Source organism: Legionella jamestowniensis (assembly GCF_001467745.1).
Lineage (GTDB): Bacteria > Pseudomonadota > Gammaproteobacteria > Legionellales > Legionellaceae > Tatlockia > Tatlockia jamestowniensis.
The window spans coordinates 1516195-1541797 of the sequence record NZ_LNYG01000013.1; the positions used below are offsets into that span (position 1 = coordinate 1516195).

The following is a 25603-nucleotide window of genomic DNA, read 5'->3' on the forward strand; positions in this document are numbered from 1 at the left end:
ATTAATAGAGAATATTCATTCATCGCCTAAATAAATTGATTAGCCAAGATGGTTGAACAGCGGCAGCAGTATAAGTTTGGATATTTTCAATCTTATTGCTAATAGGTGTCCAAAAAAAACTCGATATAGAGGAAAATCCATCGGTCACTTGTTCCAATATAGAAGAAGGATTGGTGCGCAAGGGAACGCTTTCACTCTCTTGCTGCGTGACAAGCTTAGGTTCCTCTGATTCGAATAAAAGGTTTGCTAAATCTTGAAATTGTCCTGGGCCTGCAACTGCCCTTGATAACAAAGAGGTTAAATGTTCCTGTTGATTTTCCTGAATATAAAGACCAATTAATCGTTGTCGATTGTTAATAAAGGGATCAAGGTGCGGGTAAAACCAATTTGCCAAATTTTTATCCCACTTTGTGCGTTGCCATAAGGCATCGAATAAATCATCGACTGTTTTTCGTGTTTGTATTTCTGTGGTCATGGCTTTTTGCCAATCATAAATGCTTAACGCATGAACCAGGGTTGTGAGGGAAGGAATAGGGGCTGTAGCATCGAGATGCGTTAGAAGTGTTTCCAGGTTTTCACGCGATAAACGATTTTCCTCCGTGGGGTTGTCTTCACCGGTTTTTTCAGTTTGCAATTTTTGTAAAATGATTGTCGAAGAAGATGTTTCTGAATTACGGGTGTTGTTAAGTAAAACATAGTGAGGCTTTCGGGGCTCAAACCAAGCTTCCCAGCCATAAAAAAAACTGCGTTTAAGCCATACCCGAAGTGGGGCAAGAAACCCTGTAACCGTACTTATTGAGGATTCGAATTGCGCTTCTTTCAACGCGCGTTTTGCCATTTTTTCATCATCTGAACCGACCTCTAAAAACGGCAAACCCCATGAACATAAATTGATGACGGTTTGATAGTTGCCATTCATACCAAAGCGAAGAATCGCTTGTTCACAATTGAACATTAACAATCCGCCGCTTATTTGGCCATCCAATAATTGCGGATGGGAAAGAAGGGCATTAAAAAGGATTCCTTTAATGTTTGCATTCATTTCTGCGCGGGTTAAAAGCCATGCAATCGTATGCAAGCGTTTACTTGTTGTGGAGGAAGTGTTTTCAGTTAAATAATCAAGGTAATCATTAAAACAGCGTTCAAGAGGTTCCAATTTTCCATGATAGTGAATTAAAAAATAATCAAAAGAGGGTAATTTGTCACTATCTTTCATGATGACATCGATTAATGGGTTAATGGTTAGGTCATTTAACTGTAAAGCAGAAGACTCTTGTGCAATGAACATATTTTTAAATGTTTGTGTAAACGCTTGAAGAAAATGGTGTTGTGCTTCAGTTGTTTTTTGACCCGATTGTAAAGGAACCAATTTTTGCATACGTTTTATATTCAATCGACCCTCATCATAAAAAATGGAGCAGTCGGCAAATAAAGCACTGCTGCGCAAATAATCGCTGGTTGCCCTACCTAATTTCCCTCGCAAGGCACTAAAATTGCTGTCTTCACTCAAACGCATAAGCAACTGAATGGTTTGTGAAGAAAAAGCAGCCTTTTTTTCAAGTAGCTTATCCGTTAACTCATGAATAAATTGCACCGAGATGGTTTCTGACTGACCTTTGTAGAGATAAAGATGGGCGGCATAATTAAGGTGGGACTCCTCACATAAGGGGATAAAAGTTTTAACGCGCGTCCCATCAAGTTCATTAAGATGTTGTATGAACAGAGAAAGAATAGGATGTCTTTTATTCTCAGACAGGTTAGCTAGCGCCGTTGGAATTTTGGTTGAAAGAAGGTTAGTCATGGCGATTAGAGGCTTTACACTATTTGGCATAGTAGCCAAATAAGTGAGCCAGTAACTAATGAAAACTTCTGTCTGTTCCCCTAGGATGTGTAGGAGAGGCTCAACACATACTTTATCCAGCCGATGAAAGTTTTTAATAGAGCACAATAAGGTTGCAGCTGCTTCTGGATGTAATTGTTTGACGACATCTGAAGGAAGCTCTTCAAGATGCAGGTCTTTTATTAGGGGGGATAGGCGAGGACACAAGGGTTTTTCTGCATCTGCCAATTGGGCAATAAACGCTTCACCCTGTAATTGATCAATGAAGTCTTGACGTCCCAATAGATGTGCGCCAATAAGGGACTTAATGATAGGGTTATCACTCTTTTTTTGTAAATTAATTAAATCATTGACTGCAAATTGACATTGGTTTAAGACAGCGTACAACGTTAATTTCGTATCAGCATTGGTAGTAATCATTTTGACGTGATTTTCCTGCTGCAACACACTATCGAGTAGGGCTATATGTTCAGGGGATGAATTTTTTATGTGCTCTTTTAACCAATCCCAAGAAAATCCAAGCACAATATTCGAAATTAAAGATACCGCGTCAGATTGAGTACGGATGTGCTCATAAAGCCAATTTGCTTTTACTCCTGTAATTCCTTTCTCCTTGCCCAGACATTTACACAAATCCTTTAATAACCCAAGATTTAAAATGTGAAGTAATAGTTTTTTTAAAAATGCTTGGTTTGCCAAACTAGGCTCGCTAGTCTGATGCAGCCACTCAATAAAAGAGGAAATTAAAATACTACGGTCTTCGGTAAAAAAAGAAAGTAAGCACAACCAGTGAAAATAAATGCCAGGTTGTTGGATATTCATTTCTCGATGAAACTTTTCCATGATTGTATAATAGCCAATGGCCTTATTGTTAATGCTGAAGAAATTAAAACAAGCGGCAAGATTTTGCTTGGCTTTTATTAATAAATCTTCTTCCAGTCCAAATGTTTTAAGTTTTTGTTGCATTTGAAGTAGGCTCTGATAAAGCGAGGCGTCGGCGCAAAATTGCTTATACTCACTTTTCTCGTTTCCCAGACTCCAAATAGCTAAATGGGGCAAGGGTTTTAGTTTAAAATAAAGTCGTTGCAGGATAAGGAGTTCTTCAACCTGAGCCACACTTAGACTCGCAAAATCCTCTAAAGAAAGGTTGGTAAGAAACACCGTATCTTCTTTACTTCTTTTGAAATTAAATGCGTCCTCCATCTTGGCAGACAAGCGATTCTGGTATAGCTCGCCAAAGCCAGCATCAATAATCTTAAGTAATAATTCTTCATAGGTTTTAGGGTCTGTCAGCGCAAAATTAATAATGTCTATTACAAAGGTAGTGTTCAAACTTTTTAGCAACATTGACGTTTTTTGAGGGTCTGAGTGTAGGTTTTCCAAAAAACGAAGCAGTTTGTGCGCAAGAAAATTCTTCTCTGGGGATGAGAATACGGTTTGATAAGACGTAAGAATCCGAGTTAGTGAGCCTAAATTATCTTTAATAAATGAATGCGAAAGCGCAGTTAATCGTGCCAAATCCTGACTATCATTATGTGCGCTTAACCCGAGAGCCAATAAGTGTCGACAGCGTTCCGTCAGCTCGTATTCCAAATCATTAAGTTTTGCAATTTCCAGGTGAAACCATTCTACATCGAGCTGATGACTAAATTGAGAAGGCAGCAATAAAACCTGGAGTTGTTGCAAGGATAAATTGGTTTTTTTGGCTTGTAAAACCATTAATAAGAGATTTGATAAATGAGGTAAATGAGCAAACTGTGTAGCACTCAATGCCAATGTTAAGTTTTCAACCGATTGAGTATATAAGCTCTGGGTAATTTCAGATAGAGAAGACGTGGTATTAAACGTCTTTAATAGCTTATAAGCCTCACCCATCCGCTGGATTCGCTGGTAAGTGAGTGAAAGTTCACCCTCCAATTCCTTGGTAGGGAAATAGCTGATTAACTGCTTCAATAGGTTTTCATCTACAGGTTCTGCTATAGGGGAAAAAAAACAGTGCAATAAAAGCCAGCGCCTGAATACATCATCTTCTAGCACCTTAGGGCATTGTAATAAAGCGGTTAATAATTTGGCCAATTGCATTGACGGGGAAAATTTCTTTGAGGAAAGCCATTCTTTATGGCGCTGTGCAGCCGTACTTAATAGTTCGATTTCGGTTTCGTGAAGAGCACTAACTAAGCCATTTTTTATTTTGCAAAAATAAGAATGGGGCCTAAGTAATTGAATTAGCTTTGGAAACGAATAATTTTCAATCGCTTGTAAATGATGTTGATATTGAAGAATGTCGCTACTGATTAGTGGCTCGTGAGCTGGTAAGTTTGCTTTAATGGTTTGTGCATAGTCCACAAGTAAATCGTAGAACGATTCGAATGGAGTTTGGTCAGCGCTTAGCGATTCATTTAGAAGTGGCAAAATAACTTGCTGATAGAGCGCTGTAGGTAGAAAGAGATTCCTAAACTCGGAGTTCCTCTGAGAGCGGGAAATACTTGTTAAGATACTATTGATTAGAGGCAGGCTCTGAACCCAGCGTGCACTCAGCAGCATGTGGGGGGCAACTTCTTCACATACGCCTAAGGGTTCAAAAAAAACAGTGAGTTGATTAACTTGCTCAAATAATTCAAATTGATTTTGAATTATTTGCTTTAAAATATTGGGAGGCAGTTTTTTTAGAAGTGAAAATTGGCATTGCCAGCCTTTCCAGGGATTAAGTGCAATTTGAGTAGATAGTGAAAACAAAAGCCCTGTCGGCTCTAATGACATATCCAAGGTAGGGTTTTGTAAATAGTCATTAATGCCATGCTCATAATAGTGGTCGTTTTTAATAGCTTCGTATAATTTTTGTTTGTTTTTTTCACCGGTAGTGAAATTGGAAAAAGCTGTCATTGTTTGGGTGTCAACATTCATTGCTTCAAGCCAACTGGAAAGAGGGGTGCCGGTCGTTTCAAGATAACTAAAAATAGCGTCAACAAAGTCTATTTTTGTTGCAACGGGACTATAACTATCCAAAATACGCAAAACTTGTTTCCCAGAGGTGATTTCAGCTATGAGAGTATTTCGCTGTGCTTCGCTAAGAAAAGTCATCCCTGCATGATGCCTGGCTAATAAGTCTACAAAAACAAAACGAGTTTTGCTTTCTGCATAAATGCTATAGAGCGTTGCCACTGGCAGCGTATGGGCTAGGATCATTAAGGAAGACCATTGCACATCACCCAAAGTAGGTTGCTGCAATAATTTGAAGGCAAGTTCTGTTTGATTTTCTGCGGTTAATTTTTCAAAGAGGAGTGCAAATTGATCCTCGTTCATTGACGCAGGGGGAGTGGTTAAAAGTTGCTTTACAAATGCTTGAAAACGAGGGTCATAGATTAATGTTGGGTGGAATTGCAATGTTGCATTTTGCAGTAGTAATTTTGTAAAAGGATGGCGTTCGATGCTTTTCGCATCGACTTGATTGAGCCACTCCACTGCAATATGGCTAAATTCTTCACTAACTAATAACTGGTTGGCCCAACGGCTATTTTGTTCGAAAAGATAAGAGAAGGTATTTAAAATCAATTGATGTAATTCATGAGAAAAGCAGTCGGGGCTATTACTTTTTTCTTGTTGTTTTTTAGCAAAATTGCTAATTAGTTGCAGATGCTGCAACACTAATTGTACATCAGCAGACGAATTTATTTGTAAATCATCTAATGTCAATAACAGCATATTAATTACAAATAATGCGATGGGTTCTATGGTAGGGGCTTGCATTAAGAGTTGTGCTTTCTTAATAAGTTCACGCTTTTGTTGCGTGGATTCTTTACTTAACTCATTAAAAAGCGTTATAAAATGAGCAGGTTTGGCGTTTAAAGATGCTAATTGAGTAAAAAGGGTATGTAAATGCGGTTTTAGGTTTTCATTTTGATAAATCGATTCAAGACAATGTTGCTCTTGTGGCAGCAAGATGAACAATGAAGCATAATTTAATTTATCGAAAGTCGATTGGTTAAGCAGTAAATTACACCAATAAGGTATTTTTTTAATGAGTTTGTTGTTGCTGCATTCTTGCAAAAACCATTGAAGCTCATCCTCTTTTAGATGAGGTAGAAGTTTTTCGAAACCCTCAAGTTGAGTAAGAAATTGTAATGCGTGTTTAAGCAAAACAGGATTGGTGCTTTTTTTCAGATGACTAATCAAATTTTTTATAAAGACCAGATTTTCTGCCAAATCCCGATTTTTTAAATAGCATGCTACTTTCTGCCAGTTGGTTAAATTAGCATCTTGGGTTGATTTGGTTAAAATCATCGCTAAGGATGCCGGCGCTATTTGTTCCAATGCAGCTGCTTCTATCTGCGTTAAATATTGTGCGCCAAGATGAGCATCTTCACTTTCACTAATATTGACAGCAAGTTTTGCCAAAACAGGGTCAAAGCAGTGTGCAACACCAAGCTGTGTGGTTAAAAGGGTCACGCAACAGGTATCGTCATAATGATCTGTTTTGGGCTTTAGTAAATGCCAACAAGCCTGCTTTAAATTACGGTAATTTTGTTGACCCTGATGATTGAGACTATGTTGGGCTGCCTCCAGATTTGTAAATAGTGTTTGTAATTTCTTTGGGCTGCTTTGAAAATAGCTTAATAAATTTAGCGCAATGCTTGCAGTTGTTTGTGGCGTTAAATGAATAAGGTTTAAGAGACGGTTGATCCTTAATTTTAAATCAGCAGCTGCATTATTCCCTAAATAAATTTTCAAAAGCATGGGTGTTAGCTCTTGAAAAAATGACGAACGAGATGAGAGAAGATAAAAACAAACGGGATTCTCCAGTAAATGCAATGCTAAAGGTTCAACGTACTGACTTCCATCTACCCATTGATGCAAAGGCGCATTTTCCTCGCGTGCCGTTTGCAATCGGTGACAGAAGTGTTTTAAAAGCTCATTCAGTGTTGCTGTATAATCTTTATCTTCCTTCACTTTATCGATAAGCTGTTCTATAAGCGTAATTAAATTTTTATCCTCGATAAAAGGCATTAATTGATCAAGAAAGGCTTGATGAGGTGGTGTATTTAAAAGCAAATATAATAGTAAGGGCTGCCTATCCGTTGTTTTTAATAACTCAACCAGACAATCAAAATCTTCTATAGATGCATTATTGCGTAACATGTACAAATAAAAGACCAACAGTTCTTCGCTGGAAAAATATTGCAGCAAGGATAACTTTTCCGACGGCTTAATTTGTTTTAACAATTCGCAACAGGGAGACAGAAGTCTTGTCTTATTAATGCCAACTGCAAATAATGCACTCAACCATTGATAATGCAGCACACTGTTTGTTTTAAAAAAAGACAGCAAGCTGGTAGTTGATTCGTCAATGAATTCATCCGGTAGTAACTTGATGGCTCGTGCTAAATCTAAAAAATGCTGTGTTGAAGAGGGGGATGCACTTATTTTTTTTGCTAAAATGCGGTAATAAATTGTTGATAGCAACTCACCTTCATTACGAGTAATCTGACGTAAAGCCATCATATGACCACACAGATTAATCAATTGCTTTTCATTGAGGCGCTCAAGGCACTTTCCCATTAACTCATAGTTGGCTACTTTGCTGGTTGTAACAAAATTGATAGTAATTGTTCTATCCTCATCATCAATTTCATTGATACAACTTAAAATTTTGGTGAGGTCATGCGTTTTATTAGAAAAAAGATCAAGGAAACGAATGACTTCAGCCAAATTTTTATTGCTATAAAATAAATAATATTTTCTAAAACAAGGAATTAAATCACGTTGGCTTAATTGAGTAAAAACGGTCAAAAATGACTCTGTAGCAGCAGCTTTGAGCAACGGATCCTTTAAATCATATTTATCGCTATGCGTTAATAACTCCAAAACTAATTCTTTTTGGCGGTTATAGGCTACCTGCCTCTTAAGTCGCTTAATCATTAAAATGTTAGCAAGTTCGCTATTATTATGAATCAACTGTTCATATTCGGCTTGCGAATTGGTGGCGCGAACGGTTAAAGCCGTAGCTAGGGCATCGTACTTATATAAATAAATTTGACGTCGTTCGCTAAAACGCTGATGTAGTTTTTCTCGAGTCTCGGAGGAATAAGTTGCAGCAATCGCTCGCAACTGAAAGATTATATTTACTAGCTGTTCTGTCGTAAGTGCCAATGAAAGCGTATTAATATTGTCATGAGACACAGGCGATAGCAGTACATAACTGGCAAGTTTTGCAAAGTGACGATGCAGTTCTTTCTGCAAACTATCAGAGGGCCGATTGGAAAGGATGTAAGTTATCAGAGTTGCTAGCCACGAAGGATTACCGTCGGCTGTCTCTAACAAACGGCTATATAGGCGCTCACGTTGTGTAGCCGGGAGGTGCTGGAGCAGGAGGAGGAAGCCTGGATGTTGCGGGTGACTTTCAATCCAGCTAATAAGCTGAGAAAGGATCGCTTGCCAAGAGGTTTGATTATCTAATAAAAGAATGTCTAAATGTTTAAGTTTTTCCCTAATTTGGGTGTCATTGGAACTATCAAGTGCTTCGATTAATAAAGGCAGTAGCACTTTGCTTTTTAATTCAAAGTAAGGATTAATTGCTTCATTCTCACAAAGAAGTGTCAGGATTATTGCGAGATTATCAAAGGCTTGCTGTTCAATAAGTTTGTCAACAGTGAGGTTCAATACGGTTGAGTCTGGCTGTTCTTCAGCAAACAGTTTTCGTGCTGTGGCAAGATCAATGGTGGAGAGAAATGATGTCACAAAGTGATTACCCATAGCCAACTCCTGTTAGACTTGAATCGCTGTAACGTCTCTTAAACAAATTTAAAGGTAAGTTTCCAATCCTTGGGTAGCATACCCAAGGTGCTCCAAAATGCTATTTGTTGACTATCCATTTTCCATCCATCAAACGTTTAAAATTTAGCATTTTGGAGTATTTTGGGTCTATAACCAGCATAACGATTTGAAAAAAAATTTCAATATCTGTGTTATTTTTGCCAAAAATGAGGTGAAAATAGAATAAGAAGAGAAAATATTTCCAGACGACCAGCGAGCATGGAGAAAATTAATACCCACTTACTAAGTTGGTTAAGGTCTGCGAAATTATCACTGACAGCACCAAGTCCTGCACCTGCGTTAGCAAGCGTTGCAGTAACCGCAGAGAAAGCAGTAATAAAGTCATTACCAAAAGCCATTAATAAAATCATTAGACTTAAAAAAAGAGCGATAAATACAGAAATAAAGCTCCACATTGACTCTAAAATTGGCTCAGGCAAGCTATGTTTACCAAATTTAACGGGAATTAAGGCATGTGGATGCAATAAACGGATCATTTCTCGTTTACTTTGTTTATAAATTAAAAGTGCGCGAATTACTTTCACCCCGCCGCTGGTAGAGGCCGCACAGCCACCAACAATAGCCAATAGCATAAGGAAAACTGGTACATAGGTAGGCCAGGTGCTAAAAGGAGCAGAAATAAAACCTGTTGTGGTCGCGAGAGAAATGACATTGAATAAGCTTTTTATTAAAGCATGAGGATTCGCTTCAAAAAAACCATAAAACACCAAGCTTACACAAATAAGTAAACTGACACCTACTAAAAAAAGAAGATAGAAGCGAAATTCTTCATCATGCCAATAGGGAAGTAATGTTCTTTTCTTTAGGGCAATAAAATGAAGGGCGAAATTGGTTGCACCCAATAGCATGAAAAAACAGGCTATTAGCTCAATAATATCATTGTGGTAGTAAGCAAAACTGGCATCATGCATGGAAAAGCCACCGGTTGAAACAGTAGCAAAACTTTCACCTAATGCATCAAACCAATCCATGCCTGCCATCCAATAACTAAGCCAGCATAGGAATGTTAACAATAGGTACAAAGACCAGAGTGCTTTTGCGGTTTGAGCGATACGGGGGGTCAGTTTGCTTTCTTTCATGGGGCCGGGGGTTTCTGCTCTAAACAGTTGCATGCCACCCACACCAAGCATTGGCAGAATAGCAACGGCTAACACTACAATTCCCATCCCTCCTAGGAATTGTAATTGTTGGCGATAAAACAGCACAGCATGAGGTAAACCTTCAACATGGCGTATAATGCTTGCCCCTGTTGTGGTAAAGCCGGAAACCGACTCAAACAGTGCATCAGTCATGCTGTGATTATGATGTTTAATAGCAAAAATAAAAGGCAAGGAAGCATACAAACAAAGAACAAACCAAAAAAGTACCGCGAGTAAAAAACCATCTCGAATTTTAAGTTCTTGATGTTCTTTTTTAAAGCTGAACCAAAGGACGGTACCCGTAGTAAATGTACAAAAAAAAGCAGCAACAAAAGGCAACCAGAATTGCTCATGGAAAATAAAATTGATGAGAAGTGGAGTCAACATGCTCACACTGAACATCATCAAAAGCAAACCTAACAGACGCAGAATGGTTTTGATTTGCATGATTAACTCATAAACGTCAGGCTGACTTGGAAGAGTGATTCAATTTGTCGCACATACCGCCTTTTGAGTAACAACAATATCACATGGTCCCCTGATTCCAATACAAGTTCTGGATGTGGCATGATTAATTTTTCCTCGCGCATCACTGCGGCAATAAAGCTGCTAGGTGGTAGTTCAATTTGCGACAGGGAGCGTCCTACAACTTGAGAGGTTAAATGATCACCGTGCGTAATTAATTCGATGGCTTCTGCTTCATCATTTTGTAAGCGATAGACTTTTACCATGTTTCCACGTCGCAATTTTGTCAAAATACTACCGATGGTAATTAATTGAGGGGAAATCGCATGGTCAATATTACTATCGTCAATTAATTCAACATAGGCATTGCGATTGACTAAGGCAATGGCATGACGGGCACCCAGACGCTTGGCTTGCAAACAGGACATAATATTGGCTTCATCATCGTTGGTTACTGCACAAAATACATCAGTAAATTCAATATTCTCATTTACTAATAAATCCCTGTCCGCAATATCACCTTGTAAAACAGTACCTTTGTGCAGTTGAGATGCAAGTTCACTGGCACGAGACAGGTTGCGATCAATGACTTTAATGCGGTAGTTATTTTCCAACGTTTGTGCAAGCTTAGAACCGATATGTCCACCCCCAGCAATCATAATTCGACGGTTAGGGTGGGTATAACGTCCTAAAGCAATCAAAACTTGTTGGATGGCGGGGGGTGAGGCAATAAAAAGGACATCGTCACCGATATCAATCTTGTAATTTTGATCAGGCTCAATGGCAGCCTTATCGCGAAAGATGGCGACAACCCTGGCCTCAATGGGGTGTAGATGCTCATACAATTGCTGAATCGTTTTCCCTACCATTACACCGCCAGGTTGTGGCTTAATGGTCGCCAAGAGTGCTTGACCTTCGGCAAACTCCAGGATTTGGGTAACACCAGGATAATTAATTAAATTTTCAATATGTTCTGTAACCAGGTTTTCAGGACTAATACAAACATCCACAGGAACGTGTTCGTTGCAAAATAACTGTGGATAATCATAGTAATCGCGAGATCGAATACGCGCTATTTTGGTGGGTGTCCTGAATAAACTATAAGCAATTTGACAGCCCATCATATTAATTTCATCGCTATTGGTTACCGCGATAATCATATCGGCCTGTTCGATTCCTGCTTCAATCAAAATATTAGGATGCGCTGCCGAACCATGTACGGTGCGAATATCAAGACGATGTTGAAGTTCACGCAAGCGCTCTTCGTTTAAGTCTACCAGGGTTATATCGTTATCTTCGCGGGCAAGATTTCGTGCAAGGGTGCCACCTACTTGTCCAGCCCCAAGAATCACTATTCTCATGCCATTAACACTCCTTCATAGACAAAATGGGCAGGACCTCTTAGATAAATAGAGTTATTCATGTCTGGCCATTCTATCACTAATTTCCCTCCGGGTAGGGACACTTCGATAGTTGATGTCAGATCATGGTAAAGTCTACCCACTGCCGCCGCTGCAACAGCGCCACTGCCACAAGCCTGCGTTTCCCCACAACCGCGTTCATAAACACGCAAGCGTAGTTGATGATTATTAATGATTTGCATAAATCCAGCATTAGTTTGTTGCGGGAATAGGGCATGCTCACTTATTTCTTTGCCAAGCGTTCTCACATTCACCTCGTCAAGGTTCTCGACAAGACTCACTGCATGAGGATTACCAACACTAATAGCATGTATGGCATGAAAAGAACCATCCTGTAGTGGTAATTGATAGATTGCTGAATACTCCTCTGCATTAAATGGAATTTTTGGCGGATTAAGTTCAGGTTTGCCCATATCAACAGTAATGGTTTCATCCTCATTAATTTGTAACTGCATGTTGGTTGTGCAGGTCGCAACTGTGATAAGCTTTTTAGTTGTCAATCCATAGTGAACAAGAAAGCGTGCCAGGCAACGTGCTCCATTACCACATTGCCCTACTTCTTGTCCATTGGCATTGAAAATACGATAAAAGAAATCTGTTTTTTCATTTTTGCTAGGCTCAACTACCAAACATTGATCAAAACCAATGCCTGTATCCCGGCGGGCAAGTTCAGCAATGACTGCTGGCTGCAAATGGACAGATTGGTGTATGGCATCGATAACAATGAAATCATTACCTAATCCATGCATTTTTGTAAATCGGAGGGCCATTTTCCAACTCACTTCGTCATCGTACTTGGCTTTTGGTGCGGTGGTTCAGGTGCCGGTAAATAAAGAGGGCCTTTTTGTCCACATGCTGATAAAGTCAATACAGTGATACCAATTAATACGAGTATACGCATTTTTTAACGATATTTTTGTAAATTTATCAAGTATAAGGAATTCAGTCCAAAACCGCTATCAAAGTTTTGGAGAAGTTATGTCAGGCTCAGCTTCTATAAAGTTGGCAAATTTATCCCGGATAAAATTAACCGTTTTAAGAGTAGCACTTGTAAATCGCTCATGTGAGCGAGGATTAATACGAATAGTTTCTGCTCGTGGCGTATTAGTCTCTTCCCAAGTTAAGGAAAATACAAGTTCCGTTGGAATATCTTCGTTATCGCCATAAGCAGGATCAACGCGAATATTAATCGCTGCAATGTTATCTTCAATCAGTTTTTTAGCAATGAAATGTTCGACCATGTCCAAGATATTGTAATTTGAGGCAGCAGTTGCTGCTACCAGATTTTGAATGCTTTGTTCACCACCAAAATAATGAGCGATAAGATGGGACCAATGATATTTACTGTGGCTTTCGATAACAACAGTCGGGTTATAAGCGGCAAATACTTTTTGACAACTTAGACCTGTTAATTGATTTTGACCTATGCGGCGTGTAGGCTCCCGTTGTTCCAGTTTTTCCAAAGTAGCTACAAAAAAGACCGGTTCTGTATGTCGAAACAGGCGTAATTTAGGTATTTTTTTTCTAACTTCTTGCATGTTTTCTGTTAGTTGTACTTTTTTCGGAGAAGGTGTTTTATGCTTAAAGAAAGTAATGCTTGTCTCCCCTGTTATATGTTTCCACAATTCACGTGCTTTTCTACCTCCAGGGGTACGACAGACATTTTTATAATTTTTTTCAGGTGTGGCCGGCTCTAATTGGGTTAGTCTTACACCTTGTTGGACCAGGGTGGTGTGTAAAGCTTTATTTTCAGGCCTTTCTTCTAAAATTAAACAGTTTGTATCAGCATCTGCATCTTTGTATTTTCGCCGTTTTGCGTGGGGTTGCGCTTTATTACCATGGCGGAACTCCTTTGCTTTTCGTATTGGGCGTTGTTCTTTATTTCCAGTGGTCAATGAAGGGTCAATTTCAGACAAATGATGAGTAAGAAAAGAGGCGGTTAAACGAGAACTGTTTTGTTTAGTAAAACGGCGTAACAACTCTAGCCATTGTTCAGAGGTTAGAGAGGTTTCTTTAATTTGGGGCATGTTTTTTTGAACACGCCTTATAAAGCTGGTCTTCGCCCTGGTTTGAGCCTCATTTTGCATATTATTAAAACTCTCCAAGGAAGGAGAGATGTTTAAAAGGGTATGGATATCTTCTTCTCTGATTTGTGAATGCAACGCCAAACCCTGTACTAAATAATGCTTACAATCGTCATTGCCTCGTGTATACCAACGGATAATATCTTGCCAATTAATTTCGCAAATCTGATAATTTGCCGGCTTTTTGGATAGCGTGGTAAGAAACGAGTGAATTTCAGTGAACATAAAAAGTAAAAAATTAATAGTAGATCTTATTGATTATAACATAAGCAGTTTGAATGAAAAAGAACGTTTCCTTATAACGCTTAATCTGTGAGCAGCACAGCTTTTGGCTTATTAACCAAAATGCTATAACGTGAGCTTTTTCTCAATGTGCTCAGTTAGCCACTCACTGCCTCCGAGCTGTTCATTTAATTCAACGTTTTTATCAATCAACTCTTTAATCTTCTTTAAGTACTCATCAAAAAGGGGTTGGTTTTTCTCAACAAAATCTTCTCCAATATTTTTTTCTTCGGCGAGCTGAGTTACTTCACTATAGTGTTCGCCCATTTTGCTCTCAGTTCCGGCATGATCTTTTAAATATTCTCTCATTACAGCAGCAAACATCTGCCATTCAGGAGCACTCTCCTCTTGAACATGATTAAGAAAATAATCTCTAAGAATCTCATAATGATCGATAGATTGTGTGACATCGCTTTGAGGGGCTGTCTCATTTTTAGGTATGGGTAAACCTAGAAAACCATAAGTATTTAGTAATGATGAGCCGACTTTCATGCCGGTTGCTTCATTAAACTTGTTATGAATTTCTGTTTCAGTTGAAATTAGTCCGCGATTTTTAAATTCTTTTAGAAGGTTAAAAAATTGCTTTATTTTTGGAGCGTAATGTCCGCTATAGTCATCTATGTATAAAAGCTTCCCACCTTTGACTTCTATTGTTCCCCCATAGACAACAAATCCACCGCGTTGAAAACTTGAATGGTGAAATTTGCCTACGGTGGAGGATCCAGCAAATAGTTCGCCTTGTGGGGTAAGTACAAAAATAGCTCTTCCATGGTATTTTGTATGGGCAACATGATTTGTCGTATCGAAAGGCTCAATGGTTAAAGGATTGTCTTCGTCCTTAGGTTGCTTTAGTTGCCATAGTTTATCTTGAGCTGGAAGCAACCTGAATTCTTCTTTCTCAAGATCACTCAGCATGACTACCCCTAACTCCTTATCAAGGATTTTGTCTGTAGGATTAACGTCCACCACTTTTTTTCTTAATACTGCGCGCATTTGATCCACGGTTCGTTGCTTAACTAGATCCATTCGTGTCGTTTTGTCATCTTCGAATTTAAGTGGGCGTAGATGCCTAAGAGAGGTATTGGGAAGGAAGGTAGGCCACAGAGAACGCATATTTTTCCTTTCTTCAATAGCACCATTTATATTATCAGTGGAGCAGATAACAGCTATAAATTCAGCGGCTTGTTTCTTAAGTGTGTTAACCACTTCGTTATCAACCGCGCTGTGTTGGCAAGCTTCATACAGATTAATTAAATTATCTAAACGTTGGTAAATCGTTGCAGGTTTATAAACCTCATTGAGTAAAGTCTCTAACGTAGGGTTATTGTGATCACTTGCTTTCAGCTGTTTCACAGTCATTAAGCTAGGCATTGAGCGACTCCAGCATTTTGTCTTGAATATATTCATAATGTTAGAATATTGTTCTTAAGGGAGTCTTAAGAGTAAAAAAATGCAACAAAAAAATAATTAAGTAATAAAATGATCAAGTTGCTGTAGATCAAATTACTAAGAACTAATTAAATTTTAAGTTTTTGGTGTCTGAATGCAGATGTTATCTCTTCAGTTTACCTTGGCACCATTGCTATGAGACTAACTATGCTTGCTTTCTGAACAAAAAAGGCAGGTACAAGAAACATTTAAAAGAAAAAGCAGGTATTTTTACAGGATAATGTTATTTCATCTGAAGAGAATGTGCTGCTATTACGAATATCATCCAGTAAATCTGCTACTCGAGTGCTAATATTACCTTTTCGTAGACTAGGAAATTCTTGTTCTACTTTGTCAACAGAATCAGTGATATTCATTGTTTTTGCATATTTAAGGAGTCTCGTTAATCCCTCTACCTTTTCTGCTTTTCTATTTTTATTTGCATAAGGCCAGCAACTTTTTATTTCTTTTTCTAATTTCTTAATCAGGTTTTCTACCGCGATAACGTGTTTCTCAGTGAGGCATGATCTTTGAGATCGTTTATCATTGGAAGAGGCTAAGGGGGAAAGAAAGCCAATAGTATTTAAGGGATTGTTGTCTGTAACGATGAGCCCCTTTTTTTCTCTTTGGCATAACTTGCTTTGGATGATGGTCTCTTCATTAATAACTTTCCGAGTTTTAAGTTCACGTAAAAGACATAAAAAATTATTGAGTTTCGGTGAATAATGCCCACTAAACTCATCAATGTACATTAATTGCCCATCAATGACTTCTAGCATGCCACCACAGATTACCCATCCACCATTTAAGAGACTGCTATGATGAAATTTTCCAATCTCTGATGAACTCGCAAATAACTCACCACGGGGGCTTAATACGTAAATCGCTCGACCACGATATTTTGAACTTGCAATATGGTTTCGAGTATCAAAGAGAGAAAGAGTTAGTGGACCATCAGGTTTATCTTGATGAAACTGCCATAGTTTGCCTTGGGAGATGATAATTCTTTTAACTTCTCTTTCTTTTTCATTTAATCGGGCCACCCCAAGACGACTATCTTGTTGTTCTAGCTTCGTAGGTACTTGAAGGTAATTTTTACAATTTTTTATATGCGCTTTCAGACGTTCACGTAAAAATGTCTTGCGGTTGAAAAATTTTTCAGCGCTTCTTAAGTGTAAAGGGGTTTGATTCGGTATATAGTAAGGATCGATGGCTTTGAATTCTTTCCGTTTAACGATGGCTTCACTCCATTCACAATCACAAATAATACTAATCATTTTTTTAACAATTGCTATTTGTTCAAGAATGCATTGATTCTCAGCGTGATCCTGGAAAGTTGCTAAATCAATAAGGCAGTCAAGACGCTCATAGATATTAGACGCTTTATGAACATTTTCCAGATAAGTTAAAAACTTATCATTGAAAACTCCTTTAGATACAAATTGTGCAGGGGTAATGAGAGTGACAATAGACATTGCGTTTAATCCATTATTCCATTCGATTAGATAAATCTGATTTCAAAAAGGCATACTTTATATAAAAAGAACATTTTGGTCAAATAATTCCTTTAGCCTGAAAGTAGGGCAATAGAATTTTTCGGAGAAAAGAGTTTGATGAAAAAGACAAGATTGCTTTTACCGTTCTGGCCAATCCTATCGTTATATGAGGACGGTTACTTATGCGTCTCTAATTTATTTTAATCCATCGCCTAAAAGTAAGGTAAATTACCATTTATAAAGGATTTAACCTTGCTATAGGTCAGCGGTTTAGTAATAATTTGTGTTTTTTTCTGCTGGAGATAAGGTGTTAAACAGTTACATTAAAGAACCAAAGCAGCAAGCGGTTGCTTGCATAATTTGGATGCATGGCCTGGGGGCAGATGCTTCTGATATGGCTGGACTGGCTGATCAGTTAATAGTAAATGTCCCTATTCGCCATGTTTTTCTTGATGCTCCAGTGCGGCCAGTTACCATTAATAATGGTATGGCCATGCGTGCCTGGTATGATATTCTTGATCTAAAGTTTACTGCCAGAGAAGACAAGGAAGGAATTTTGAGTTCAGAAGAACAAATCCTTCAAATAATTCAAGCGCAGATGGAACAGGGAATCTCCTCTGATAAAATATTTTTGGCTGGTTTTTCTCAAGGCGGTGCGATGGCATTGCACACCGCGTTACACGTTACCTATCCTTTAGGCGGGGTAATTGCTTTGTCAGCCTATCTACCCCTAGCCTCAGAATGTAGCCCATCGCTTGCGAAAAAAACCCCTTTATTCTTCGGCTTTGGCACTTATGACACCATTGTTTTGCCAGCCTGGAGTAAGCTGACTATTGATTGGCTTTTAGCACAGGGATATGACAATTTAAAATGGCATACTTATTCAATGGAACACTCTATTTGTATGGAGGAAATTAAGGATCTTTCGCTATGGCTTTCAGAATTGACCAGGGGGAACTAGGCATGACAATAGTAAAAAAAATGCGCGTTGTTCCTTTCACTTGTGAACAAATGTATGGTTTGGTAAATAAAGTAGAAGAATACTCCGAATTTTTACCCTATTGTTCGCAAAGTATGGTCCATCATCGCGATGAGGATGAAGTTCAGGCCACATTAGTCATTGTTGCTGCTGGAATGAGTAAATCTTTCACCACGCGCAATCGTCTGCAAGCCAATAAAATGATAGAAATTCGTTTAATTGACGGTCCATTTAAGCACCTTGAGGGGTTTTGGCGATTTGATGAAGTGCCTGAAGGCTGCAAAATTTCCTTTGACCTGGAGTTTGAATTTGCTGGCTGGATGTTTTCTATGCTATTAGGGCCTGTGTTTGAACAGATTACTGACAAAATGGTTGATGCATTTTGTGAGCGCGCCGAGGCTCTTTATGGTCAAGGTTGAGATAATTTATATTCCTGAAGAAGGGGCAATGATTCATCTGGAATTAAATTTACAGCCCGGGGCTACTATCAGCGATGCATTAAATCAATCAAATTTACTGAATACTCACCCAGAAATAAAAAATTTACCAGTTGGGATTTTTGCCAAGCAAAAAAATCTCGACACCGTACTAAAACCGGGGGATCGCATAGAAATATATCGGCCGCTCTCTTTTGATCCCAAAGAGAAACGAAGACAGCGGGCTAAAACAAAAGAAAAATAGTTTCGAAATAACTAATTGAATTTCCTCGGGTGCTTTTTTAATGAGGGAGCTAGGGCGCGCGCTCGAGATGTAAATGTGCGCAACTAATAACAGAACATAAAAATATCGATTTATACAAAATTTCGACGTCCTCGGGATCCAGAAATCTCAGCATAGCTGGATTCTGCGGACAAGCCGCAGAATGTTGGATGTAGGGAAATGTATACCAGTAAACATACGGCGACCAAGAGATGTTTCTTTGCTTCAGGATGAAACAATGCAAAACATCAACCAGGCTAAGATTTGTGCTCGATTTTAATAAGTTTGCTATGCGAAAAATATAAACTTAGGTGCCGCACAGTCAAAGGACCTGCACCTTTGCGCCAGGTATAAGCATAATCCCAACGATCGTTATTAAAAGTAGGACTTAATAAACTTGTACCCATTAAAATAGCGACATCATTTTTGCTCATGCCTAACTTGAGACGCTCAATTTTCGATTGGGGTAATAAATTACCTTGCTGTACAATCCGTCTTGCATAATCATAAGAAATACAATTGGTTAAGGTAAAAGATAGGACTATTATTATAACAGCGGTGAGAACGGTTCTAATTCGCATTTTTTTTGCCTGTTCCGAAAAATTTGGCCATAATAGCATGTCAATCATAGAAAGACACCTGCAAAAATGGGTGAATAGTCATTGAGGAGTATTGTGTGGAAGAAAGTCAACAGCTAAAAGAGGCTGGATTAAAAATTACAATGCCCCGCTTAAAAGTTTTACAAATTTTAGAACAATCCCGTGATCATCATTTAAGTGCAGAGGGTGTCTATAAGGCCTTATTAGAAATGGGAGAGGATGTAGGTTTGGCAACAGTTTACCGTGTGTTGACGCAGTTTGAAGCAGCAGGTCTTGTGAATCGTCATAATTTTGAGGGCGGACATTCTGTATTCGAACTTAGCCAGGGGGAACATCATGATCACCTTGTTTGTGTTAAATGTGGCAAGGTCGAGGAATTCATTGATGAGATTATTGAGCAACGTCAACAAATGATTGCAGCAAAGGCAAATTTCAAAATGACCGATCATGCTTTAAATATTTATGGCCTTTGTCCAGAGTGCCAAACCAAATCTTAAGCTACCCTTAAGTTTCACGTGTTATAGTTGCAATAGTTGTATCAACAAGCGCACTAAACGTATGCTCGTTGTGCGTGAAGTATCGCTATGTTGATAAGAAAGAAATGTAAAATTTTTTAGTACTTCACTATAATCAAGTTATCCTCCCTAACATGGACGTTATTTTCATGTATGAAGATTTAATTTCGCCTTACAAGGCTTCTGAGCTTCCCATGTTACAATTGGGTGGTATTTTAGTAGATGAACATTTACTTCCCGATGCGCCAGTGAACCTGGTGCTTAAATCCCTCAATCGTCATGGTTTAATTGCAGGTGCCACAGGCAGTGGTAAAACCAAAACCATGCAAGTCTTAAGTGAACAATTATCTTTAGCAGGCGTACCTAGCCTGGTCATGGATGTTAAAGGAGATATCTCAGGACTCGCAGTACCTGGTGAAGTAACAGAGATGGTAGTTGCTCGCAACCAATCATTAAATTTAACGTATACACCAAGAGCCTTTCCGGTTGAAATGCTCTCTTTAAGTGATATACATCAAGGTGTTCCTTTACGCTCCACGGTCACCGATTTTGGAGCCTTGCTTTTTTCACGTATGTTAGATGTCAATGACACACAAGAAGGTGTTATTACCATTCTTTTTGAATACGCAAAAAGCAAAAATTTGCCTTTAATTGATTTGGCAGATATAAAAGCCCTATTGCAGTATGTGCAAACCGATGCTGGTAAAGAAGAAATAGAGGGGCAGTTTGGTGGGGTGGCAAGTAGTTCTGTGGGTACTATTGTACGCAAAATTATTGAGCTTGAAGCCCAGGGGGGTAATCAATTTTTCGGGGAGCCTGCCTTTAATGCCCTGGATCTGGTGCGCACCAATGCAGAAGGAATGGGGATAATCTCTATACTTCGTCTTAGTGACATGCAAGATAAGCCTAAATTATTTTCCACCTTTATGCTTAAGTTACTGTCTGATGTTTATCGTTTGATGCCCGAGTTAGGGGATCCACCTAAACCAAAATTAGTGCTATTCATCGACGAAGCACATTTGATATTTAGTAATGCTAGCAAAGCCTTACTTAATTTATTAGACACCATGGTCAAATTAATTCGTTCAAAAGGTATTGGTTTGATCTTTTGCACTCAAACGCCTAATGATGTCCCGGATACAGTTTTAAGCCAGTTGGGTTTAAAGGTTCAACATGCCCTACGTGCATTCACTGCAAAAGATCGCAAAGCGATGAAATTGGTAGCCCAAAATTTCCCTCCATCGGCGTATTATGAGACAGAACAGATATTAACTTCCCTGGCGATAGGGGAAGCTTTGGTAAGTGCCTTGGATGCAAAAGGACAACCAACGCCATTGGTGGAGTGTTTGGTGAGAGCACCTGAGTCGCGTATGGGGGTGCTTAGTGAACAAGAATTGAATCGTGCAGTGGCAACATCGACACTGCTGCCTAAATACGAACAACGACAAGAACGAAGTTCCGCAAAAGAGATCTTAGCCGCTGGGGTAGCTATTAATCGTCAAACTGGCCCGTCTACCGATGCAAAAACTAAAAAAGCAAAAGAAGAGCCTTCAATGGTTGAACAAATCACTAAAAATACATTGTTTCGCCAAATAATAAGGCAAATTATGCGTGATCTGACGCGAGCAGTCATGTCGGCTTTAGGTATTAGGCGAAAACGCTGATCGAGTGTGTACTCTGATAAGCACCATACAAGAGGGGCTTCCCTTACTGGGTAGTAAGTAAGAATCGAAGTGTTAAGATTAGCGTTTCAGCGACCTGGGCTATCGATTGATCAGTATTCATCAAGGCCTGGTTATTTTCAACTTCCAAACCCACATAGTCCTCTTCATTAAATCGTGTACGTAAGAAACTGGTAAATCCATCGGCAATGCCCAGATAGGGATAATTAAGGCGTACCCGATATTGACCAAACTCCGCTTTAATAACAGCTTGCCATGCACGGGCTAAGATTTTTTCTTTATACCGCTTAGGATCATAAAGAAAACCTAGATCAGTATTTCGGGGGAGATCATTCATTACTGGAGTAAAACTGTGAATAGACAGGTGCCATACTTCGCACCCTAAATTAATATAGTATCGAACACTATTGATCACGGCTTCACGAAAAGGTTGGTAGTATTCTTCAATAATGACTTTTTTTTCTGCTTTAGGTAAAGCTGCAGTGATTTCTGAGAAACAGGCTGGATGAGTTAATCGACGGTTGCAATCAATCAATAATCTGGTCGCCTCCGCTTGTACTAAAAGGCAATCGAATGCTTTACTTAAATGCCTGGCAACGGCTAGAGCGCCAAAATCGATGCCACGATGCGTATGTAATAGTGCTTCATGACCATCAAAATATTGTTGGTAAGCTTCTGGTACGGTATTAACCGCATGCTCACAACTTAAAATAAGCACACGCTTTTTCATGTTGGATTAAATAATTGATTGGCCAATAAACAATGTGAAAGCTGTCGGTAAGTGCGCGTGAGCGTGGCATGATTAATTTCATTGCCACAGGCATTTAAAAGACGCTCACTTAAATTACCGTGGTTTAAAATAAACTCTAATGTCTTTTGGGTTGTATAATCGAGCTCATGGCTTATTTTTTCAATTAAATGCGACCAGATACTGCGTACGCTCATTGAGCGTTTAGGCAACAGCCATTGCCTGGCTAATTCTGCATCTTCTATCTGTACTTGAAAACCCGCATTCACGGTTTCTTCATAAACCGTTTTTAGACGTTTTGTTTCACAGGGATTATCTAAATAATAAGAGGACTTCATGGACCAATATTTTAAAATCGCATGAATTGTCAGTGCGATGGCTATATCTGCCTGTACACATTCCTGCGAGTCAAGAATGCGGATTTCAATGGCTTTATACTCAAATTTAGGGATGGCTGCCCTGGAATTCAGCCATTCATATTGCAAAATTCCCTGTGGATCATGAGGATGGATGGCCCGATACATCGGCTCTAATATCTCTTTTTTATATTGGTCTTCACTGCTTATAAATTCAGGAATAATATCGCCACTAATGGAGGGGATACGTTGCTGATTTTTTCCATAAAAGTATAAGCGGGAGTCATTTAAGCCCGTTTTTTTACCCTCTAAAAAAGGGGTACTGGCAGCTAACGCCGGCAATAAAGGAAGGACTAATCGAATCGCATTATGCAAATGGTTAAATTCCTCGTCATTAGCAAATGGCAAATTAACATGCATACTCTGTAGGTTTGACCAACCATGTCCCTGGCAATTAAAAATAGTATCAAACTGATGATAAATGTCCCTATTCCCATGTGGCCACCGCTTGGTTTCTTGCAAGGGATTCATCCAGGGATGGGCACCTGTTGGCAGTAGTTGTAAATTGCGTGCAGCAAGGTAAGGTTGCAATTTTTCGATGGCTTTTTGAAATTGCGCAGCAATAGAAGCATCAGGCGGTTTAGGACCGTTATTTTTTAGTTCAAGTACATGAAGCACCAGTTCATTGCTAATGGCAATGTCTCCTAATGCTACCTCGTTTACTAATTCACCGGCTAACTCTTTGAGAAGAAGATCACTTTGAGGTTGTACATTTAAGTGCTGGGAATCCACAAGCATATATTCAATTTCGATACCTAATACCGAAAAGAGTGAATAATCAGACATAGCCATGTTTCCTGCGGATGCGCTGCAAAAATACACTCATGACCAGTTGATAGAGTGATTCACCTAGAATTTTATCTTCAATGCCAAAATCGATGTTCGGATTGTCATTGACCTCGATAACATAATGTTTATCGCCTTGGCTTTTTATATCCACACCATATAAGCCATCACCTATTAGGCGTGTGCATTTTAAAGCGGTTTTTATAATGGCTTCCGGCACTTCATGTATAGGAATGGTTTCTGTATCCCCTTCCCGTTTCCCTTTGATAGCATCCCAGTTATAAATTTGCCAGTGGTTCGTTGCCATGTAGTAACGGCAAGCGAAAATAGGTTTATTGTCCAGGATGCCAATGCGCCAATCATATTCAGTAGGAATAAATGGCTGTACTAACACCAGATCGGAAATTTTAAAAAACTGGAGTAATGATTTTTGCAAAGCCTTATTATCATCAAGTTTAATCACCCCATGCGAAAAGGCACTGTCTGGTCTTTTTAATACGCAAGGAAATTGAATGTTTGGGATTTCTTTATCGTATTTGCTAATGAAGATAGTTTCTGGCGTTAAAATTTGATGACTGCGCATCAACTCTGCGAGGTAAACTTTGTTGCTACATTTTATAATGGATTGTGGGTCATCAATCACTACTAGATTTTCCTGGGCTGCCCGCCTTGCCATTCTATAAGTATAATGGTTGACGGAAGTGGTTGCTCGAATAAAAAGAGCATCGTATTCGGCCAGTGATTTTGTGTCGCTTTTCTCAATAAAATCAACATTTAACCCCATGGCTTCCCCGGTTGTTGCAAAAATATCAAGGGCTTTTTTATTCGAGGGTGCATTCGGTTCAACTGGATCAATTAAGATAGCAAGATCGTGATAGCGTTGTTTTTTGCGCCATTGGTGAAAGCGCTTTTTAGATAAATAATTTTTTGCTGCTTCTTGCATAAACTCTTTATGGTGTTCAGGAATGTCAGTTAATGACAGAACCTGAAGTGTTTTAATTCGCCACTGCTTCTTTTTTTCTAGGGTGAAACGCATTAATGGTAAAGGAAATAAACCATGCAATTTTTTAGCAAGATTGGCATGACACTTCGCCATGTTTTGCCCAAAATACAAACTTAAAACGAATTCTTCTCCTTTAATGTCATGCAAACTGTGCTGAATTTCTTCATCGACATCTTGAGAAATAAACTTGGATAATTCTGCATTAAGCGCATCCTGAATGCTATGTACAGAAGGAATGGCTTTATGATCACGGGCATGGGCGAGCAAAGATACATAATAGCCGATAGTCTGATGATTATAAGATTGGCAAAGATTAATAACGCGAATGGATTTACTTTGGTAATAACTTTCACTGGATAAATACTCTGACGCTTTAACAATGGCAGCAAGTGAGCCAAGAAATTTCCACCCCGAAGGGTCATCCGTTACGATTAATGTTTCCATTTAATCACTCTTTGGTTGAATTATTATTAAATTAGCATCATAGGTTAGAACACCGACCATGATAGCGTTAATTAAACGATTACTACTTACTTTATAATAGTTATCTTGGGAAATGGGATTTTCCCGATGTGGATCTGCGACAACAACAAGTCTTTTTTTGTCATCATAGCCACATAGAACAACAAAATGTCCACAGGGTGTACCACGGATATCATCGTAAATGGCTTCTCCATTTGCATAACGTTCGCGGGAGCTGCGATAGAGATAAGTAGCGCTTAACCCTGTAAGGATAGGAATTTTTTTTGAAAAATAGTCTTTTAGTAATTGTACGCTCAAGGTGCGAAAATGGACTTCACCGCCTAATTCAAGGTAGTCAAGATAAGCTTGGCTTGCTTGCAGGATGCCTTTAGTTCTTTTATACCTCATTTGCGCATGTAACTTAATTTTCAATAAATCGTGACAGGCCCTTCCTTGCTCAAAATCAAACCATGTTGGATCAAAAATATTAAGATTATTAATGTAGATTATCACCTGAAATCCGTGAAGGAGGGCATGTTTTCCCAACATGGGTGCCAAGGTACCTCCTGAAAGAGAGCGCTCTACATTTTTAATCACTTCTGACAAATCAAGATTCAAACCATAATAACGATAAATTGCGTGTAAACTAGTAGGACCGCATGTTTCATCATCAGGTTGTGTATGTATCGTCAGATCGATCATTCTTAAGACCAAAGTCAGTCAAAAAT

Annotated in this window: 17 protein-coding genes and 1 pseudogene; 5 read left to right on the forward strand and 13 right to left on the reverse strand. The window is 38.9% G+C overall.

Annotated features, from left to right (window positions below):
- Positions 1-19: 19 nt before the first annotated feature.
- The 8 genes from Ljam_RS11090 to Ljam_RS11120 all read right to left on the reverse strand — a co-directional run bounded on the left by Ljam_RS11090 (position 20) and on the right by Ljam_RS11120 (position 16965).
- Positions 20-8590, reverse strand: a complete 8571-nt coding sequence (locus tag Ljam_RS11090) for a hypothetical protein (RefSeq protein WP_058450083.1) — start codon at positions 8588-8590, stop codon at positions 20-22.
- Between the two features lie 212 nt (positions 8591-8802).
- Positions 8803-10257: a TrkH family potassium uptake protein gene (locus Ljam_RS11095; protein ID WP_058450084.1), complete on the reverse strand. Its 1455-nt coding sequence runs from the start codon at positions 10255-10257 to the stop codon at positions 8803-8805.
- 2 nt (positions 10258-10259) lie between these two features.
- Entirely contained in the window at positions 10260-11636 is a 1377-nt protein-coding gene (gene trkA / locus Ljam_RS11100; protein ID WP_058450085.1) for a Trk system potassium transporter TrkA, read from the reverse strand.
- A complete protein-coding gene (gene dapF, locus Ljam_RS11105) occupies positions 11633-12466 on the reverse strand; it encodes a diaminopimelate epimerase (protein ID WP_058450086.1) in 834 nt (277 codons plus the stop codon). Before dapF ends, trkA begins: the two co-directional genes overlap by 4 nt.
- Positions 12467-12474: 8 nt before the next feature.
- Positions 12475-12597: an LPS translocon maturation chaperone LptM gene (gene lptM / locus Ljam_RS15650; RefSeq protein WP_082651620.1), complete on the reverse strand. Its 123-nt coding sequence runs from the start codon at positions 12595-12597 to the stop codon at positions 12475-12477.
- Between the two features lie 58 nt (positions 12598-12655).
- Positions 12656-14005, reverse strand: a complete 1350-nt coding sequence (locus Ljam_RS11110; RefSeq protein ID WP_058450087.1) for a DNA/RNA non-specific endonuclease — start codon at positions 14003-14005, stop codon at positions 12656-12658.
- A 123-nt stretch (positions 14006-14128) separates the two neighbouring features.
- Complete coding sequence (locus tag Ljam_RS11115; protein ID WP_058450088.1) at positions 14129-15433, reverse strand: hypothetical protein; 1305 nt, start codon at positions 15431-15433, stop codon at positions 14129-14131.
- Between the two features lie 266 nt (positions 15434-15699).
- Positions 15700-16965: a hypothetical protein gene (locus Ljam_RS11120; RefSeq protein ID WP_058450089.1), complete on the reverse strand. Its 1266-nt coding sequence runs from the start codon at positions 16963-16965 to the stop codon at positions 15700-15702.
- A 343-nt stretch (positions 16966-17308) separates the two neighbouring features.
- Here Ljam_RS11120 and Ljam_RS11125 point away from each other — a divergent pair, with 343 nt between their 5' ends.
- Genes Ljam_RS11125 through Ljam_RS11135 form a run of 3 tightly spaced genes read left to right on the forward strand, consistent with a single transcriptional unit; the run spans position 17309 to position 18646 of the window.
- The gene (locus Ljam_RS11125) at positions 17309-17947 is read left to right on the forward strand and encodes an alpha/beta hydrolase (protein WP_074881812.1); all 639 of its coding nucleotides are present in this window, start codon (positions 17309-17311) and stop codon (positions 17945-17947) included.
- Positions 17948-17949: 2 nt separating this feature from the next.
- Complete coding sequence (locus tag Ljam_RS11130) at positions 17950-18384, forward strand: type II toxin-antitoxin system RatA family toxin (protein ID WP_058450090.1); 435 nt, start codon at positions 17950-17952, stop codon at positions 18382-18384.
- Complete coding sequence (locus Ljam_RS11135; RefSeq protein ID WP_058450091.1) at positions 18371-18646, forward strand: RnfH family protein; 276 nt, start codon at positions 18371-18373, stop codon at positions 18644-18646. Before Ljam_RS11130 ends, Ljam_RS11135 begins: the two co-directional genes overlap by 14 nt.
- Before the next feature lie 275 nt (positions 18647-18921).
- Here the strand turns inward: Ljam_RS11135 and Ljam_RS11140 are convergent.
- A pseudogene (locus Ljam_RS11140) lies at positions 18922-19276 on the reverse strand (outer membrane protein assembly factor BamE).
- A 64-nt stretch (positions 19277-19340) separates the two neighbouring features.
- Between Ljam_RS11140 and fur the strand changes: the two are divergent.
- A complete protein-coding gene (fur, locus tag Ljam_RS11145; RefSeq protein WP_058450092.1) occupies positions 19341-19760 on the forward strand; it encodes a ferric iron uptake transcriptional regulator in 420 nt (139 codons plus the stop codon).
- A 167-nt stretch (positions 19761-19927) separates the two neighbouring features.
- Complete coding sequence (locus tag Ljam_RS11150; RefSeq protein WP_058450093.1) at positions 19928-21442, forward strand: helicase HerA-like domain-containing protein; 1515 nt, start codon at positions 19928-19930, stop codon at positions 21440-21442.
- A 43-nt stretch (positions 21443-21485) separates the two neighbouring features.
- Here Ljam_RS11150 and Ljam_RS11155 read toward each other — a convergent pair whose 3' ends face one another.
- The 4 genes from Ljam_RS11155 to Ljam_RS11170 are packed head-to-tail and all read right to left on the reverse strand — an operon-like array spanning position 21486 to position 25577.
- The gene (locus tag Ljam_RS11155) at positions 21486-22190 is read right to left on the reverse strand and encodes an N-formylglutamate amidohydrolase (protein ID WP_058450094.1); all 705 of its coding nucleotides are present in this window, start codon (positions 22188-22190) and stop codon (positions 21486-21488) included.
- Positions 22187-23410 (reverse strand): carboxylate-amine ligase, encoded by a 1224-nt coding sequence (locus Ljam_RS11160; protein ID WP_058450095.1) that lies wholly within the window; start codon positions 23408-23410, stop codon positions 22187-22189. The genes Ljam_RS11155 and Ljam_RS11160 overlap by 4 nt, the downstream gene beginning before the upstream one ends.
- Positions 23403-24857 carry a RimK family protein gene (locus Ljam_RS11165; RefSeq protein WP_058450096.1) on the reverse strand — a complete coding sequence of 485 codons (1455 nt, stop codon included), beginning with the start codon at positions 24855-24857 and terminating at the stop codon, positions 23403-23405. Before Ljam_RS11165 ends, Ljam_RS11160 begins: the two co-directional genes overlap by 8 nt.
- The gene (locus tag Ljam_RS11170; protein ID WP_058450097.1) at positions 24858-25577 is read right to left on the reverse strand and encodes a C39 family peptidase; all 720 of its coding nucleotides are present in this window, start codon (positions 25575-25577) and stop codon (positions 24858-24860) included. It abuts the gene before it with no gap.
- Positions 25578-25603 lie beyond the last annotated feature (26 nt).

Excerpts from the sequence above, each read along its gene's own strand:
- Ljam_RS11090 (WP_058450083.1), bottom strand. The coding sequence starts at position 8,590 with ATGGGTAATCACTTTGTGACATCATTTCTCTCCACCATTGATCTTGCC.
- Ljam_RS11095 (WP_058450084.1), bottom strand. The coding sequence starts at position 10,257 with ATGCAAATCAAAACCATTCTGCGTCTGTTAGGTTTGCTTTTGATGATG.
- trkA (WP_058450085.1), bottom strand. The coding sequence starts at position 11,636 with ATGAGAATAGTGATTCTTGGGGCTGGACAAGTAGGTGGCACCCTTGCA.
- dapF (WP_058450086.1), bottom strand. The coding sequence starts at position 12,466 with ATGGCCCTCCGATTTACAAAAATGCATGGATTAGGTAATGATTTCATT.
- lptM (WP_082651620.1), bottom strand. The coding sequence starts at position 12,597 with ATGCGTATACTCGTATTAATTGGTATCACTGTATTGACTTTATCAGCA.
- Ljam_RS11110 (WP_058450087.1), bottom strand. The coding sequence starts at position 14,005 with ATGTTCACTGAAATTCACTCGTTTCTTACCACGCTATCCAAAAAGCCG.
- Ljam_RS11115 (WP_058450088.1), bottom strand. The coding sequence starts at position 15,433 with ATGCCTAGCTTAATGACTGTGAAACAGCTGAAAGCAAGTGATCACAAT.
- Ljam_RS11120 (WP_058450089.1), bottom strand. The coding sequence starts at position 16,965 with ATGTCTATTGTCACTCTCATTACCCCTGCACAATTTGTATCTAAAGGA.
- Ljam_RS11130 (WP_058450090.1), top strand. The coding sequence starts at position 17,950 with ATGACAATAGTAAAAAAAATGCGCGTTGTTCCTTTCACTTGTGAACAA.
- Ljam_RS11135 (WP_058450091.1), top strand. The coding sequence starts at position 18,371 with ATGGTCAAGGTTGAGATAATTTATATTCCTGAAGAAGGGGCAATGATT.
- Ljam_RS11150 (WP_058450093.1), top strand. The coding sequence starts at position 19,928 with ATGTATGAAGATTTAATTTCGCCTTACAAGGCTTCTGAGCTTCCCATG.
- Ljam_RS11155 (WP_058450094.1), bottom strand. The coding sequence starts at position 22,190 with ATGAAAAAGCGTGTGCTTATTTTAAGTTGTGAGCATGCGGTTAATACC.
- Ljam_RS11160 (WP_058450095.1), bottom strand. The coding sequence starts at position 23,410 with ATGTCTGATTATTCACTCTTTTCGGTATTAGGTATCGAAATTGAATAT.
- Ljam_RS11165 (WP_058450096.1), bottom strand. The coding sequence starts at position 24,857 with ATGGAAACATTAATCGTAACGGATGACCCTTCGGGGTGGAAATTTCTT.
- Ljam_RS11170 (WP_058450097.1), bottom strand. The coding sequence starts at position 25,577 with ATGATCGATCTGACGATACATACACAACCTGATGATGAAACATGCGGT.